The 16,423-nt window shown below is 65.3% G+C and carries 9 protein-coding genes; 7 read left to right on the plus strand and 2 right to left on the minus strand.

Features of this window, described 5'->3' with window-relative positions; translation table 11 throughout:
- The first annotated feature begins 20 nt into the window (after positions 1-20).
- The 5 genes from NDO75_RS27250 to NDO75_RS27270 all read left to right on the plus strand — a co-directional run bounded on the left by NDO75_RS27250 (position 21) and on the right by NDO75_RS27270 (position 9,006).
- Complete coding sequence (locus tag NDO75_RS27250) at positions 21-2,378, plus strand: TRAP transporter fused permease subunit (protein WP_310909680.1); 2,358 nt, start codon at positions 21-23, stop codon at positions 2,376-2,378.
- Positions 2,379-2,790: 412 nt separating this feature from the next.
- The gene (locus NDO75_RS27255; RefSeq protein WP_310909681.1) at positions 2,791-3,837 is read left to right on the plus strand and encodes a TAXI family TRAP transporter solute-binding subunit; all 1,047 of its coding nucleotides are present in this window, start codon (positions 2,791-2,793) and stop codon (positions 3,835-3,837) included.
- 12 nt (positions 3,838-3,849) lie between these two features.
- The gene (locus tag NDO75_RS27260; RefSeq protein WP_310909682.1) at positions 3,850-5,997 is read left to right on the plus strand and encodes a TRAP transporter fused permease subunit; all 2,148 of its coding nucleotides are present in this window, start codon (positions 3,850-3,852) and stop codon (positions 5,995-5,997) included.
- A 93-nt stretch (positions 5,998-6,090) separates the two neighbouring features.
- Complete coding sequence (locus tag NDO75_RS27265) at positions 6,091-7,647, plus strand: long-chain fatty acid--CoA ligase (RefSeq protein WP_310909683.1); 1,557 nt, start codon at positions 6,091-6,093, stop codon at positions 7,645-7,647.
- 219 nt (positions 7,648-7,866) lie between these two features.
- A complete protein-coding gene (locus NDO75_RS27270; RefSeq protein ID WP_310909684.1) occupies positions 7,867-9,006 on the plus strand; it encodes an acyl-CoA dehydrogenase family protein in 1,140 nt (379 codons plus the stop codon).
- Positions 9,007-9,173: 167 nt separating this feature from the next.
- Here NDO75_RS27270 and NDO75_RS27275 read toward each other — a convergent pair whose 3' ends face one another.
- Entirely contained in the window at positions 9,174-10,316 is a 1,143-nt protein-coding gene (locus tag NDO75_RS27275; RefSeq protein WP_310909685.1) for a thiolase family protein, read from the minus strand.
- Positions 10,317-10,501: 185 nt separating this feature from the next.
- Here NDO75_RS27275 and NDO75_RS27280 point away from each other — a divergent pair, with 185 nt between their 5' ends.
- Positions 10,502-11,389, plus strand: a complete 888-nt coding sequence (locus NDO75_RS27280; RefSeq protein ID WP_310909686.1) for a 3-hydroxyacyl-CoA dehydrogenase family protein — start codon at positions 10,502-10,504, stop codon at positions 11,387-11,389.
- A 447-nt stretch (positions 11,390-11,836) separates the two neighbouring features.
- Positions 11,837-14,920, plus strand: coding sequence for an FAD-linked oxidase C-terminal domain-containing protein (locus NDO75_RS27285; RefSeq protein WP_310909687.1), 3,084 nt, complete (start codon positions 11,837-11,839; stop codon positions 14,918-14,920).
- A gap of 346 nt (positions 14,921-15,266) precedes the next feature.
- Here the strand turns inward: NDO75_RS27285 and NDO75_RS27290 are convergent, their stop codons facing one another.
- On the minus strand, positions 15,267-16,307 hold the full coding sequence (locus NDO75_RS27290) for an Lrp/AsnC family transcriptional regulator (RefSeq protein ID WP_310909688.1): 1,041 nt from the start codon (positions 16,305-16,307) through the stop codon (positions 15,267-15,269).
- Positions 16,308-16,423 lie beyond the last annotated feature (116 nt).

The raw sequence follows: 16,423 nt of genomic DNA on the forward strand, positions 1-16,423 counted from the left end.
CTCCATCGTTTCACCACATCATGAGCGAAACTTCGACAGAGCCCGACGTACCACAACCCAGAGAGGCGTTTGCCGCGTTCCGGCAACGACCATCTATCGAACAGCTACTGGTCGCCGTCATCACCGCGATGGGCATCGCACTGACCACCGGGACGCTCTATTTCGCCTACGTCCGTCCGATCGTCCGGATCAAGTTCGCGGTCCTGTTCTTCGGCGTCGGCATCTGCCTCTACTACCTCTCGCAGTCGCTCGCGCTGATCGAGAACCCGACGGACGCGAGCGCCCGAAGCCGCATGACGGACTGGATGAGCGACCGCCAGTTCGGCCTGATTCGGCGAATCGATGCCGTCGTCTGCGTCGTCTCGGCCGTCGCGGGATTGGCTGCGGGCTATTACACGTACAGTAACTACATGCGGCTGTCCCAGGACGCCATCGTCTTCGGGTTCAACAACACCGATCTCTACGTCGGCCTCGTGGTAATCGCGCTAACCATCGACGCGACCCGTCGCGCGTACGGCTGGTCGATCTCGCTGGTCGCGCTGGCGTCGGTGCTGTACGCGCTCTACGGTGAGTCGATGCCCGGTTTCCTCGCGCACCCGGGTTTCTCGCTGACCGATATCGTTACGTTCGGTGCGATGCGCATCTCCGGCGCGTTCAGCTTCATCATGGAGGTCGGGGCCACCTGGGTCGCCGTCTTCATCATGTTCGCTGGGCTCGCCCGCGCCTACGGTGCGCTCGACTTCATCCTCGGCCTGGGAGAGAAGCTCGGCAACAATCTGCGAAGCGGTGTGGTCCACATCGCCGTCATCTCGAGCATGGCGATGGGGTCGATCACCGGTAGCGCGGCGGCCAACACCGCGACAACCGGTTCCTTCACGATCCCGATGATGAAACGCCAGGGCGTCCGCAAGGACTACGCCGCTGCCATCGAGAGCGTCGCCTCCTCCGGGGGACAGATCATGCCGCCGGTGATGGGTGTCGCCGCCTTCCTGATGGCCGACATCATCGGCGTCTCCTACGTCCGAATCATCCAGGCGGCGCTCATTCCCGCCGTCCTGTTCTACTTCAGCGCCGGCATCGCCGTCCAGTTCGCCGTCCTCCGGTTCGGCTGGACGACCGAGCGAGTCAACGAGGGCGGCATCCTCGGCTCGTTGTTCAGCCTCGAGACGATGACGTCGGTGTTCTACTTCGCGCTCGCCGGCGCCGGCTTCTATTTCCTCCGCATGGAAGGCGCGCTCGTGCTCGTGACGGCGGCCGCCACGGGCCTGACGCTCGCCGTCGTCCGCTTGTTGCAGGCGGTCGCGGCGACCAGCGGCGAGAGCGTCACCGACGAATTCTTCGGCGCCGTCCGCTCGTTCTTCGGCGGCGCGCACTTCGGCATCCCTATGGGTGTCCTGCTGGTGACGCTGGTCGTCCAGCGGCTCTCGCCGATGGCCGCCGGGCTCTACACCATCCTGGCGCTCGTCGGAACGATGATCGTTCGCGACCAAGCGCTCGTCCTCGGTCGGGCGGTTCGCGGGTCGGACGAAACCGACGGCGAATCCAGCGCCGACGAGCGGTCCTCGAGCTATCCCGAGGAAGCGGTCCGGAAGTTCGCACTGACGGGATATACGACGCTCAAGGGCTTCAAAGACGGCGCGCTCGACATGACGCCGCTGGTGGGCGTCCTGGCCGCGATGGGGGTCATCATCTCGATGTTCACCCAGACCGGACTCACCTCCGAGATTAGCGTCCGGATGGTGTCGCTGGGCGGCGGCGTGTTGCTCGTCGTCCTCATACTGGCGATGATCACCAGCATTCTGTTCGGGTTAGGGATGCCGACGCCAGCGGCGTACATCCTGGTGGCGACGCTGCTGACCGCGCCGCTGCAGGACCTCGGCGTCGCCGAGATCACGGCTCACCTGTTCGTGTTCTACTTCGCGATGCTGTCGGCGATCACGCCGCCGGTCGCGGTGGCGGTCGCCGTCGGCTCGCGCATCGCCGACAGCGGCTTCATGTCCGCCGCGAAACAGGCGCTGCGCATCGGCGCGGCCGGCTTCCTCATCCCGTTCGCGCTGGTCGCCAACGACAGCCTCGTGAACTGGTCGCTGACGGCCACGCCGATCGCCACGTTCGCCGTCTTCGTCGGCGTCGTCGCGCTGACGGCCGTCACGATCGGCTACGACGGCTGGAACGTGCTCAGCCTGCCGCGGCGATTCGTCTACCTCGTCCTCTCGTTCACGGCGATGTACGCGCCCGCGCTGAGCTACGTCCTCGGCGATAGCATGGCGATCATGGTACAGGTGGCCGCAGCGGTCCTCGCACTCGGCGGATTCGCGATCTCCTATATGGGCCGATCGCCGGCCGCGGTCGCGTCAGCCGCACAAGGTAGGGAATAGCTGACGCGGAATCTGCTATTATTCCCCTGTCACTGACGTTGGCCGTAACGACGATCGAGTCCGAGGGTGCCCAGTTTGTATCTAGACCGCAGTATCTACGTCGCCCCTCGATCAATCGCACTGTCGACCGTTCCGAGTATAGTTTCGAGGAGAACGCGTCAGCGGACTCGTAGCGAAACCGAGATGGGCTTCTCCTTCTTTCCCGCGTAACGGCGATTAACCGAATTCGATCGGAGATTCAGCCGTCGGTCGCCGGGTCGAACGAGCGAGGCCAAATCGACGTCTCGCCGTTCGAGTGACCCCTCAGAATTTCTGTACAGCATTCGTCCGCTTTAATTTTCAATTGGAAGTTCATTTCGCCGTTTGCCTTCCATCGTTAGCGTTATTACCCCTCGTCAGAGGGATTCATATCATGGTAGATGACAGCAACCGCATGCAAGAGTTCACGAACCGTCGCACGTTCCTCGCAGCCGGAGTCGGTACTACGGCTGCGATGGCGGGCTGCCTCAATTCCCTGGACAAGAGTCTCGGTGAGGGAAGCGACGGCTCGAATCTGACGATCGTCACCGCAGCGTCGGAAACCGGAACGTACGCGGCCAGTCAGGGAATCGCTGCAACGGTGGACAAACACGCCGAACAGATCACGGTCGAAGCACAGCCGAGCGAGGGAACCGAGGACAATATCGGTCGACTCGGTCGGGGCGAGGCCGACATCGGGATGATCCAGCACCGCTCCGCTCAGAAGATCCTGAACGGTCAAGAACCGTACGGCGATCTCAGTTACACGCCTCAGCAGATTTTCCATTACAACGACCTGCCGTGGTTGTTCGTGACGAACAACGACTGGACCTCGCTCGCAGACGTCGAATCCGGCGCTCGGATATCACCGACACCGGGCGCGTCGGGAACGCGTGAGACCCTCTCCGAAGCGCTCGATACAGTCGTCGACGATTACGAGCAGATTAGCGTCAGCTACGGCGAGCAGGCCGGAGCGATGCAGGAAGGTCAGCTCGACGTCGGCGCGATCACGATCTCCAACTTCGACTTCGAGGCGTCGTGGATTCAGGAAATGAAACAGACCGTCGACACCCGCGTTCTCGAGTGGCCCGACAGCGCCGTCAGCGAACTCGAGAGCAAAGAGGGCGTTCCGGTCGAACCGGTCGATATGACCAAGTTCGACGGATACGCGCACGCGCCTGAGGAGGCGATGGGGATCAACATCCCGTATAACTTCGTCGTCCGCAGCGATCTCGAGTACGACCACGTCTACGACTTCCTCGAGACGATGCACGAGCACCGCGAGGAGATGAAAGAGGACCACCCGTACCTCAGTTACTACATGGACGACGAGTGGTGGACCACGCGGATGTACGACGAGTTCCCCTTCCATCCGGCTGCGGCCGACTTCTACGAGGAGATCGGCGTCTGGAGCGACGAGTACGTTCGCGGTGACGAATAGCGAGGCGCAGGTATGAGCACTGTTAACCTTCGCGACCGTATCCGCCACCGGCTCCCCTCGCCTCGGGAGGTCACCGTCGTGGACGTACTGACCGGGCTGATCTACGTCTTCGGCGTCGCACTCACGGTGTTGACCATCGACTACGCGCGCACGCTACGGTTCGCTGAGCCGATCAAGTACGCGAACGTCTTCCTCGGTATCGGGCTGGCTCTCTACTACTTCATGGAAGCGCGGGAGTATCTCGTCGACGATCCCTTCGCGGGGAGAGTGCTCAGCAGGCTGGTTCCCGACTCGCCGCTGGTTCGCCGAAACGGCGCTCGGCTCCTCGCGGCATTGGCGGTCGTCATCGCGCTCGCGTCGCTGTTCGCGACCGGCTACGTTCACTTCCACTTCGGCCGCCTGCAGTCCGCCTACACGGTCGGATACTCGACCCTCGACATTCTGGTCGGGCTGTTGATAATCTTCGTCGTGACCGACGCGACCCGGCGGGCGTTCGGCTATCTCTTCACGTCCGTCGTCGTGTTCTCGCTGGTCTACGCTTTCGTCGGCCCGCTACTACCCGGTATCTTCCACCACAGCGGAATGAGTATCAGTCGGATCGCCCGCGAGAGTGCGATCGGGCTCATGGGGACGTACAGCTTCATTCTGCGCATCGGCTCGACGTGGGTCGCGATCTTCATCATGTTCGCCGGCATCGCGAAGGCGTACGGCGCGCTCGACTACGTCCTCGGTGTCGGCCGCGAGATGGGGACGAGCCTCCGGACCGGCGTCGTCCAGATCGCCGTCGTCGCGAGCATGATCATGGGATCGATCACCGGCAGCGCGGCGGCCAACACCGCAACGACCGGCAGCTTCACCATTCCGATGATCAAAGATCAGGGCATCCGCGAGGACTTCGCGGCCGCCATCGAGGCGGTGGCCTCGAGCGGCGGACAGATGCTCCCGCCGGTGATGGGCGTCGCGGCGTTCCTGATGGCCGACATCCTCAATGTGTCCTACTTGCGGATCATCCGCGCCGGGATCATCCCCGCGGCGCTGTTCTACATCAGCGTCGGCGTCGCGGTCTACCTGCTCGTCCTCAAGTTTGGCTGGACGACCGACGATATCGAGCCGTTCGACTACACCGTCCTGCTCTCCGGGCTGCACTTCGCGATCCCGCTGGCCGTGTTGATGTACACGCTCGTCGTTCTCCGGTACACGCCGCTTGCAGCGGGGTTGTACACGGTCGCGACCATCGTCGGCGTGATGTACGTCCGAAACATCCTGGTCGGCGTCTTCGGCGTGGAGTACGCGGACGGGAGCGTCCAAGCCGACACCAGCACCGTCTCCGCCGGCGATGTCGTCTGGAACGTTCTCGGGACGACCAGACAGACGCTAGACGGCTTCAAACAGGGCGCCGTCGAGATGGCCCCGCTTGTCGGTATTCTGGGCTCGCTGGGAATCATCCTCCGGATGGTTCAGGGGACCGGCCTCTCTGGGGCACTGAGCCAGCAGATGGTCTCCATCGCCGGCGGCGTGCTCTTCTTCCTGCTTGTGATGGCCATGATCGCGAGCATCCTCTTCGGACTCGGGATGCCTACGCCGGCAGCGTACATCCTCGTCGCGATGCTGATCGTTCCCAGCGTCATCGCCGTCGGCGTGCCGAGGATCACCGCCCACATGTTCGTGTTCTACTTCGCGATGCTGTCGGCGATCACGCCGCCGGTCGCAGTCGCCGTCGCGATCGGCTCGAGTATCGCCGACGCGAGCTTCCCGCGGTCGTGCGTTCAAGCGCTTCGGATCGGCGCACCGGGATTCGTCATTCCGTTCGCGTTTATCACGAACAACAGCCTCATCTACTGGTCGCTGCCCGAAACGCTGATCGCGTTGCCGCTCGTCCTCGCTGGGACGACCGCACTCGTCGTCGTGACGATCGGCTTCGACGGCGCTCACGAACTCTCGTATCCGGTCCGTGCGCTCTATCTCGTCGCGGCTCTGGGCGCCATGTTCGGGGCGGCGCCGCTGGCGCCCGTCCTGAACCCGACCGGTACCGTCGGCTTCGGAGTCCAGATCGCCGCCGGAATCGTCATCGCCGTCGGTCTCGGTTACGCGAATCTGATCGTCGGCTACGATCACGAGCGTGCGGCGGCGACCGGAGCGACCTCTCTCGAGGGCGACTGAAGCCGGCTCCGCGATCCGTCTCTTTCTGTCGTCTGTCGCGCCCGCGCGGAAGTAACAATCCTTTTGTGAATGCGTGCGACACACACCCAGAGGATGACGAATCTTGTAACTGACGTCGCCGAGACCGTCGACGAGCACTCGGACTCGGCCGCGATCGTCTACGAGGGGACCGAGCTGAGTTATGCGGAATTCTGGGAACGCGCCGGCCAGTTCGCGCAGGCGCTCGAGGACCGCGGCATCGGCGAGGGCGACCGCGTCGGAATCTATCTGCCGAACCTCCCGCAGTTCGTCACGGCCTTCTACGGCACTCTGCGCGCCGGCGGGATCATCGTCCCGATGAATCCGCAGTACAAGGCCCGCGAGATCAGCCACCTGCTGGGCGACAGCGGGGCGAAAGCGGTCGTCTCGCTGGCCGACAACGTCCCGAACGTCCTCGAGGTGCTCGACGATACCGACGTCGAGGAGGTCGTCAGCGTCGGTGCGGACGTCGACGGCGCGACCGAGTTCGACGACTTCCTCGCCGACGGGACGAAAGACATCGTCGAACGCGCGGACGACGACGTCGCCGTCCAGCCCTACACGTCGGGGACGACCGGCACGCCGAAGGGCGTCCTGCTGACCCATCACAACATCGGCTGGACGACGCGAGCGAACGCGGACGTCCCGCCGGGCGGGTTCCAGGCCGCCGACCGGCTCGTCGGCACCCTGCCACTGTTCCACATTTACGGGATGTCCGTCGTGATGAACGGCGCGATGTACAGCGGCGGCACCTACTACCCCGTCCCCGAGTGGGACGCCCCGACCGTGATGGACCTCCTCGAGGACGAGGAGATTACCATCATGTTCGGCGTGCCGGCGATGTTCAACGACATGATCAACCAGCCCGACGCCGAGGACTACGAGTTCGAGGCGCTGCGCTTCGCCAACTCCGGCGGCTCGAGCCTACCGATCGAGGTCCTGGAGCGCTTCGAGGAGCTGTGGGGCGTCGAGCTCTACGAGGGGTACGGCCTCACCGAGACGAGCCCGGTCACCCACGCTAACCGCGAGAACGCCCGTCGGAAGGGCAGCATCGGTCGGACGCTCGAGGGCGTCGAAGCGAAAATCGTCGACGAGGACTTCGACGAGCTCCCGCGAGTCGAGGAAGGACCGATCGACGAGGACGAGGCCGCAATCCACGAGATTACGGGCGAGCTCGTTATCCACGGCCCGAACGTGATGCAGGAGTACTACGGGCTGCCCGAGGCCAACGACGAGGCCTTCACCGAAGCGGGCGGCAAGCGCTGGTTCCACACCGGCGACATCGGCTACTGGGACGAAGACGGCTTCTTCTACGTCGTCGACCGCGAGAAGCACATGATCGTCACCGGCGGCTACAACGTCTATCCGCGTGAAGTGGAGGAACTCCTCTTCGAACACGAGGACGTCGCCGACGCCGCCGTCGTCGGCGTGCCGGACGAGCGCCGCGGCGAGACCGTCAAGGCGTTCATCGTTCCCACGCCCGACGCCGAGGCGACGCCCGAAGACATCAAACAGTACTGTCTCGAGAATCTCGCGGAGTACAAACACCCCCGCGAGGTCGAGTTCGTCAAGGAACTCCCGCGGACGACCACCGGCAAGGTCCAGAAGTTCGAACTCCGCGACGAGGAGTAACGGCGTCACCGCTCGACTTTCGTTCTCGAGGCGCGAGGTGGTCGCCCCGGACCGTCCTCCCCCGGGTTCGATCCGCCCATCAGGCGAATGAGCCCGCGTAAGGGGGCCGCAGCCGTCGGTCTACCGAACGCATTAACATCGTTAGAAAGGAAAGGGTGATCTTTTGCAACTGTTGAATATATCGAAGCTATTTTGGTACCGCTCTCCTAGTGATTGTATATGGCATTCACGCTGTCCGACGAACACAGGGCGATTCGCGAGGCCGTGCGCGAGTTCGGCGAAAACGAGATCAAGCCGGTGGCAGAGGAACACGACCAGGAGGGCAAGTATCCCGAAGACCTCCGCAAGACGGCTGCCGAGTACGACTTCGTCGCACCGAGTATTCCCCTCGACTACGGTGGTGCCGGGATGGACAAGATCGCCTCGACGATCGTCACCGAGGAACTCTGGCGTGCGGATCCGGGGATCGGCTCCGCGATCGGCAGCGCCGGCTTCGGCTCGAACATGATCATCGAGTTCGGCGACGAGTGGATGAAAGAGGAGTGGTTGCCCAAGATCGCAAACGGCGAGACCGCGTCCGTGTCCATGATCTCCGAGCCCGCACACGGCTCGAACGTCGCCGGGATGGAGACAGTCGCCGAGAAGGACGGTGACGAGTACGTCGCCAACGGCAACAAGATGTGGATCACCAACGGCACCGTCGCCGACGTCGGCGTCCTCATGGCCAAGACGAACCCCGGTGAGGGACACCGTGGCATCACCGCCTTCCTCGTCGAGATGGACTGGGACGGCATCAAGACCGAGAAGATCGACAACAAACTCGGTATCCGCGCGTCGGATCTCGCCGAAGTCATCATCGACGACGTCCGCATTCCCGAGGAGAACGTCATCGGCGAAGTCGACAAGGGCTTCTATCAGTTGATGGAGTTCTTCGCCTCTGGCCGAACTAACGTCGCCGCCCAGGCGGTCGGCGCCGCTCAGGGCGCCCTCGACGCCGCCATCGAGTACGCCAACGAGCGCGAGCAGTTCGACCAGAAGATCTCCGAGTTCCAGGCCATCCAGCACAAGATCGCCGAGATGGCCACCAAGGTCGAAGCCGCCCGCTCGCTGACCTACCGCGCCGCCTCACAGGTCGAGAAGAACAACCAGGACGTCGCCGCGCAGTACTCGAGCATGGCGAAGTACTTCGCCTCCGAAATCTCGGTCGAGGTCGCCGACGAGGGCATCCAGGTCCACGGTGGCTCGGGCTACGTCACGGACTACCCCGCCGAGCGCTACTACCGCGACGCCCGGATCACGAAGATCTACGAGGGCACCAGCGAGATCCAGAAGAACATCATCGCCGACCAGATCCTCTAGGCAGGTCCGAACCGACAGCTCTGGCGTCGAATACTCGGTATTTTTGCAGGCCGCGATCGGATAGGTGACGCGCTCGGATCGGGCTCTTCCGCCCGAGTACCGTACTCGAGGTTTTACTCGGGGTTGAATGTGAACGCTGTAGAGAACCGTATCGAGGCGAGCCGTGCTTACTGCTCGGGGACGCGGAATTCGACGGCCGCACCCTGACCATAGCCGACGCACATCGTCGAGAGCCCCAGCCCGCCGCCCCGACGCTGGAGTTCGTGGATCAGCGTGACCGGCAGGCGGGCACCCGACGCGCCCAACGGGTGGCCAATCGCGATCGCGCCGCCGTTGACGTTGAACTGCTCGTCGTCGAAGCCGAGTTCGTCCCGGCAGTAGATCGTCTGGCTGGCGAAGGCCTCGTTGAGTTCCACGAGGTCGTAGTCGTCGGCCGAACGGCCGTTTCGCTCCCAGATGCCACGTACCGCGGGCACCGGGCCGATGCCCATGACAGTGGGGTCGACGCCGGCGACGTTGTGGTCCTCGATCTCCGCCATGATCTCGAGGCCGCGATCCTCGGCGAACTCGCGGCTCGTGATGAGAACGCCCGCCGCGCCGTCGGAGACCTGCGAGGCGTTGGCGGCGGTGACGGTGCCGTCCTCCTCGAACGCGGGCGGGAGGCCGGCGATCTTCTCTCTGGTCGTGCCGGGACGGAGCCCCTCGTCCTCGGTGACGGTGCCGTCCTCCGTCTCGATGGGGACGATCTCGTCGTCGAACTTCCCGTCCTCGGTGGCCTCGCAGGCTCGTTGCTGACTGCGAGCGCCGTACTCGTCCTGTTCCTCGCGGGAGATATCGTACTCTCGAGCGACTTTCTCGGCGGTCTGGCCCATCGCGAGGCCGGCCGCGTCGTACTGCTCGGCGATACCCGCGTAGGAGTCGATCCCCTTCCGGCGCTCGTTGCGGGACATGTTCTCGACGCCGCCGGCGACGATGGCGTCGCGCTGGCCCGCCCGGATGGCGTCGCTGGCGCTCATGACCGCCTCCGCCGAGGAGGCACAGAGCCGGTCGATGGTCGTCCCGGGGACGCCCTCACCCAGCTCCGAGAGCAGCGCGATGACCCGCGCGATGTTGTTGCTCTGCTCGTTGACCTGCTTGGCACAGCCCCAGCGCACGTCGTCGACGTCCTCGCCGGAGAGGCCCGTCCGCTCGAGCATCTCGTCGACGAGCGGCACGGAGAGCTGCTCGCTGGGCGTCTCGGCGTAGACGCCGCCGTGTTTGCCCTGCGGAGTCCGGACTGCCTGCACGATAACTGGCTGCCGATCGCTCATTGGTAGGCGGTAACTCGCCCTCCGGCGGTAAAGTAGCTCCGCTCTATCGCTCGATTTCGCGCCGCCCCGTCGACGGTGTCCCGCGCTCGAGGCGACCGTCCGGCGACCGCAGACGCCATCCGGTATCATCGCGCTCGTTCCGCGGTATGGGAACGCTTTTGGCCGTTTCCGCCGAGGTGTCGCACATGCAAATCGCAGTTCTCGGAGCCGGCAGCATGGGACACGGAATCGCACAGGTCTCCGCGATGGCGGGCCACGACGTGGTCCTCCGGGACATCGAGGAGGAGTTCGTCGAAGACGGCCTCGAAGGGATCCGCGAGAACCTGCAGGGCGGCGTCGACCGGGACAAGCTCAGCGAGGAAGAGATGGCGGACGCTCTCGAGCGCATCGAGGGGACGACCGACCTCGAGGCGGCCGTGGAGGACGCCGACCTGGTAGTCGAGGCCGTCCCCGAGGACATGGACCTGAAGAAGGACGTCTTCTCGGACGTCGAGGACGCCGCGAGCGAGGACACGATCATCGCCTCGAACACCTCCTCGCTGTCGGTGACCGAGATGGCCAGCGCCCTCGAGCACCCGGAGCGGGCGGTCGGGCTCCACTTCTTCAACCCGCCCCACATCATGGACCTGGTGGAGATCATCATCGCCGAGCAGACCGACGAGCGAACCGAGGAGTTCGCCGTCGACTACGTCCGGGACATCGAGAAGGAGGACGTCGTCGTCCGGGACACGGCCGGCTTCGCCACCTCGCGGCTCGGTCTCGCGCTCGGCCTCGAGGCGATCCGGATGGTCGAGCAGGGCGTCGCCAGCCCGGCCGACATCGACGAGGGGATGTCGATCGGCTACGGCCACCCGATGGGCCCCCTCGAGTTGACCGACCACGTCGGCCTGGACGTGCGCCTGCACATCGCCGAACACCTCCGGGAGGAACTCGGCGAGCGGTTCAAGCCGCCCCAATCGCTGCGCCGGAAAGTCCGGGCGGGCAAGCTCGGTAAGAAGACCGGCGAGGGCTACTACGTCTGGGAGGACGGCGAGCGCGTCGGCATGAGCGGCGACTGGGGCGACGACGCGTAAGGCGGGGAGCGGATCGACACATACGGCAGGGAACGGATCCGAAGTCGAGCGACTGCCCGCCGGCCGGTCTCGGCAATCCCAACTAGTTAGGCGTTCCGCTTGTTATATTTCCCTGCTTACAATCAGATACCGCCCGAGTCATCGGGCGGCGGCCCCGGGGGCGCACGTGGGAAAACGACGGGGCCACTTTCGGACTCGGTCACCACTCCCAGCATCGGAACGGCCCGCGTGCCGGCCGGGCGGTTCGAGATCCGCCGTCTGGCCAACCTGTTCTCGAGCGGACTGCCGAACGCAGACGCCGCGGTTCGCGACACATCCCAGTCGACGTGGCGACGCGCGGCGACGCCGTGAGCGGACGGACGAGTGGCGGTCGTTCGGCCGCACCTCGTCGTCGGCCCGCGATCGGTAATGCGGGCACTTTTAGCCGCCGCTGAGCAAGGAATCGATATGTCTCTGGAACCGAGCGCCGACCCGGCTGCCGACCGGCGAGCGAACTACGACTACCGGAGCGACGACGTCGACCGCCCGGCGCTGGTCGCCGACCTCGAGGACCTCGTCGACTGCGAGGTTCGGGCCGACTCCTACTCCCGTGAGCTGTACGCGACGGACGCGAGCCCCTACGAGATGACGCCGATCGCCGTCGCCTTCCCCGAGTCGACGGCCGACGTGGCGGGGATCCTCGAGTACTGCGCCGCCCGCGAGATTCCGGTCCTCCCTCGGGGCGGCGGGACGAGTCTGGCCGGCCAGACGGTCAACCGGGCCGTCGTGCTCGATTTCAGCCGCCACATGAACGAGATACTCGATATCGATCCCGACGGCCGTATCGCGACGGTCCAGCCCGGGACGATCCTCGGGACGCTGAACGAGGCGCTCGCCCCCCACGACCTCAAATTCGCTCCCGACCCCGCGTGGGGCGACAAGAGCGCCATCGGCGGCGCGATCGGCAACAACTCGACCGGCTCGCACTCCCTGAAATACGGGAAGACCGACGCCTACATCGAGGCAGTCGAGGCTGTCCTCGCCGACGGCACCGTCACCCGTTTCGGCGAGGTCACCCTCGAGGAGATCGCCGAGCGAGCGGACCCTGACGGCTACCTCGAGGAGCGGATCTACGCCGAAGTCGACCGGATCCTGCGTGAAGACGCCGATCGCATCGACGAAACGTATCCCGATCTCAAGCGTAACGTGTCGGGATACAACCTCGACCGGCTCGTCGCCGAGGCTCGCGGCGACGAATTGCCGGGCGGCGAGGAGACTGGAGAACCCGGCACCGTCAACCTCGCGCGCCTGCTGGCCGGCAGCGAGGGCACGCTGGCGGTCGTCACCGAGGCGACGGTCTCGCTCGAGCCCGTTCCGGAGACGAAGGCGGTCTCCCTCCTTTGCTATCCCGATCTCCACGAGGCGATGCGGGACGTGGAGCCGATCCTCGCACACGAGCCATCGGCCGTCGAGGTCCTCGACGACGTGCTGATCGACCTCGCGCGTGACACCGCGGAGTTCGGTCCCGTCACGGAGATGCTGCCGGAGGGGACCAACGCCGTACTCCTCGTGGAGTTCTACGCCGAGGACGCCGACCACGGCAAAGAGCAGGTCGCCGGCTTGCTCGCCGACCGGGTGCCGTCGGCGACGCCAGCGGGCGAGCCGGCCGCCGACGCGCCACACAGCGGGGCGGAGACGCTCGCGCTCGAGGCGCTCGAGGCCTACGACGACGCCGAGCGCGCGAAGCTCTGGAAGCTGCGCAAGTCCGGCCTGCCGATCCTGCTCTCGCGAACCACGGACGCGAAGCACATCTCCTTCATCGAAGACACCGCGATCCCGCCCGCCCAGCTTCCCGAGTTCGTCGAGCGCTTCGAGGAAATCCTCGAGGCTCACGACACCTACGCCAGCTTCTACGCCCACGCCGGCCCCGGCGTGCTCCACGTCCGGCCGCTGGTCAATACGAAGACCGAGATCGGGCTCGAGCAACTCCACGGCATCGCGGACGACGTGACGGACCTCGTCGTCGAACTCGGCGGCTCGGTGTCGGGCGAACACGGCGACGGGCGCGCCCGCACGCAGTGGAACCACAAACTCTACGGCGACGAACTCTGGGAGACGTTCCAGGAGCTCAAGACGGCGTTCGACCCCGACTGGATCCTGAACCCGGGACAGGTCGTCTTCCGCGAGGACGACCCGACGGACCTCCGCGAGCACCTGCGGTTCGATCCCGACTACGAGTTCGAGACGGGCTTCGAGCCCGCCCTGAACTGGGACAACGACAACGGGATGCAGGGTATGGTCGAGCTCTGCCACGGCTGCGGCGGCTGTCGCGGCGAGCAGTCGACGACCGGCGGCGTGATGTGTCCGACCTACCGGGCGAGCCGCGAGGAGATCACGGCGACCCGCGGCCGGGCGAACGCGCTCCGGCAAGCGATGAGCGGCGACTTACAGCCCGACGAAGCGTTTTCCGACGAGTTCGTCGAGGAGGTGATGGACCTCTGTATCGGCTGCAAGGGCTGTGCCATCGACTGCCCGAGCGAGGTCGACATGGCGAAGCTCAAAGCCGAGGTGAGTCACGAGTACCACCAGCGAAACGGCGCGTCGCTGCGCGATCGGCTCTTCGCCAACGTCGCGACCCTCTCGAGATGGGGGTCGTGGCTCGCGCCGTTCTCCAACGCCGCACCGAAACTGCCGGGGGCGCGGAAGTTGCTCGAGGCCGTCGTCGGAATCGATGCCGATCGGCCGCTGCCGACGTTCCACGCGAAGACGTTTCGGGACTGGTTCCGCGAGCGAGGCGGGTCGAGGATCAGCGAGGGGGAGGCCCGGCGCACGGCCCTCCTCTACCCCGACACGTACACTAACTACAGCCATCCCGAGGCCGGCAAAGCGGCCGTCCGCGTGCTCGAGGCCGCGGGCGTCCGCGTCGCCGTCCCCGACAGTCTCGGCGACACCGGTCGGCCGGCCTTTTCGAAGGGTTTCCTCGAGAAGGCGCGGGACGCGGCCCGCGAGAACGTCACCGCGCTCGCGCCGCGGGTCGAAGACGGCTGGGACGTGGTCGTTATCGAGCCCTCCGACGCGGTCATGTTCCAGTCGGACTACCTCGACCTGCTCTCGACCGAGGCGGCGGAGACGCTGGCGGCGGCGACCTACGGCGTCTGCGAGTACATCGATACCTTCCGGCTGGACGAGGAGATCGACTTCGACCCCGCGGCGGTCCAGCAGGACCTCGTCTATCACGGCCACTGCCACCAGAAGTCGGTCGCGAAGGACCACCACGCGGTCGGCGTTCTCCGACGGGCAGGCTACGCCGTCGACCCGCTCGATTCGGGCTGTTGTGGCATGGCCGGCAGCTTCGGCTACGAGGCCGAACACGCCTCGATGAGCGATGCGATCGGTGAGATTCTCTACGAACAGGTCGACGAAAGCGACGGCGACCGCGTCGTCGCACCCGGGGCCTCCTGTCGCACGCAACTCCAGAACCGCCCGGGTGCCGGTTCGGAGCCGCCGACGCCGATCGAAGTCGTCGCGGCGGCGCTCGAGGGGCCACGGTAGCGCCGCCCACACAGCGCTCGCCGATAGCTCGTCACTTGCAATCCGGACCGTCGAATCGACTGACGTCGCAGTATCTGTCGCTTCTGAAGAGCGAAATCATTTATTAGGGTCGTCGACAAACCACGAGACGCTTCCGGTAACGGAAGCCGCTGTGTGAGGGCCTAAACGGTAGGTGGTGTGCGACCCTCACACATGGCGCACCTCGCGGTGCACTCGTCCATTCGGACTCGAATTAAAAGAGACTATCCCCTGTTAATTTGGTCACCAGCGAACAGTCGCGTCTGACTGAGTTTCGGCGACGCCGACAGCCACCGACGGCGTAGCTGCCGGCCGACGGTCGCGGCCGTCAGATACCGATCAGTTCGTCGTATCGCGCGCCCGTCTGCTTCAGCGTCTCGGTCGAGTAGAGCCGTTCGTGGTCGACGGGGAGGTAGTCGGCCGCCAGTTCGTCGATCTTCTCGTCGACGGCCTCGGGATCCCGGCCGTGGATCATCGTAAACAGGTTGTACGGCCACTCCTGATCGGGTCTGCGCGGTCGGTGGTAGCAGAGCGTGACGTACGAGAGCCCGCCGGCGCGTTCGCCCCACTCGTCGAGGCGGTCGTCTGGCACGTTCCAGACGACCATGCAGTTGGCGTCGAAGCCCGTCACGACGTGGTTGACGATACAGCCGATGCGCTTGATACAGCCGTTCTCGAGCAGGCGCTCGACCGCCGCGAGCACGTCCTCGACTGCGTATCCCAGCCGTTCGGCGGCGTCGCGGTACGGCGTCGCCGTCAGCGGGAAGCCGTCCTGGATCTCGAGCAACAACTCGGCCTCGAGCGCGGAGAGATCGCCGGTCGCCGCCTCGCTGATCCGGGTGGCCGAGGAGTCGGTGCGTGCCTCGAGGGATTCACGCGCAAAGCGGTCGGCGTTGACCACGGGAAACTCGAGGTCGATGTAGTAGTCGGTCAGCATCGGCAGGTTCAGCACGGTACAGCCGGTCCGTTCCTCGATCTCGGCGAGGATCTCGTCGCGGGTCTCCCGCGAGCCGGCGGTGACGACGAACCACATGTTCCACTCGTGGTCACGGGCGTAATTGTGGTTGACCTGTCGGTAGTCGTTGACGATCGCCGCGATCTCGTCGAATCGGTCCTCCGGGGCCTGTACCGCGGCAAGCGTCGACGAGCCGATGACGGGCGGGTTGAGGACGGCACCGAACCGCCGGACGATCCCCGCCTCTTTCAGCGCGCGGACGCGGTCGACTGCGTCCGACTCCTCGAGGCCGATTTCGGCACCGACGCGACGGAACGGGCGCTCGACGACGGGGAAGCCGCTCTGATAGCCGTCGATCAGCGCCGCATCCGCGTCGTCGACCGTCTCGCGCCAGTTCCCCGTCAGGCTACTCATTGGTGGCCCTAGGGAGAAGGGGGCTGTATCGTTTTCGGGTCCGCCCGGTCGCTGGGAGCGGGTCGATTCCTGTGGTTCCACCGTCGAGCGGCACGAAACCCACCATTTGACGGGCG

Source organism: Natrinema sp. 1APR25-10V2, from assembly GCF_031626495.1.
Taxonomy (GTDB): domain Archaea; phylum Halobacteriota; class Halobacteria; order Halobacteriales; family Natrialbaceae; genus Natrinema.

Bases quoted from the DNA above. Each gene is read 5' to 3' on its own strand.
- NDO75_RS27250 (WP_310909680.1), top strand. From the start codon at position 21: ATGAGCGAAACTTCGACAGAGCCCGACGTACCACAACCCAGAGAGGCG.
- NDO75_RS27255 (WP_310909681.1), top strand. From the start codon at position 2,791: ATGGTAGATGACAGCAACCGCATGCAAGAGTTCACGAACCGTCGCACG.
- NDO75_RS27260 (WP_310909682.1), top strand. From the start codon at position 3,850: ATGAGCACTGTTAACCTTCGCGACCGTATCCGCCACCGGCTCCCCTCG.
- NDO75_RS27265 (WP_310909683.1), top strand. From the start codon at position 6,091: ATGACGAATCTTGTAACTGACGTCGCCGAGACCGTCGACGAGCACTCG.
- NDO75_RS27270 (WP_310909684.1), top strand. From the start codon at position 7,867: ATGGCATTCACGCTGTCCGACGAACACAGGGCGATTCGCGAGGCCGTG.
- NDO75_RS27275 (WP_310909685.1), bottom strand. From the start codon at position 10,316: ATGAGCGATCGGCAGCCAGTTATCGTGCAGGCAGTCCGGACTCCGCAG.
- NDO75_RS27280 (WP_310909686.1), top strand. From the start codon at position 10,502: ATGCAAATCGCAGTTCTCGGAGCCGGCAGCATGGGACACGGAATCGCA.
- NDO75_RS27285 (WP_310909687.1), top strand. From the start codon at position 11,837: ATGTCTCTGGAACCGAGCGCCGACCCGGCTGCCGACCGGCGAGCGAAC.
- NDO75_RS27290 (WP_310909688.1), bottom strand. From the start codon at position 16,307: ATGAGTAGCCTGACGGGGAACTGGCGCGAGACGGTCGACGACGCGGAT.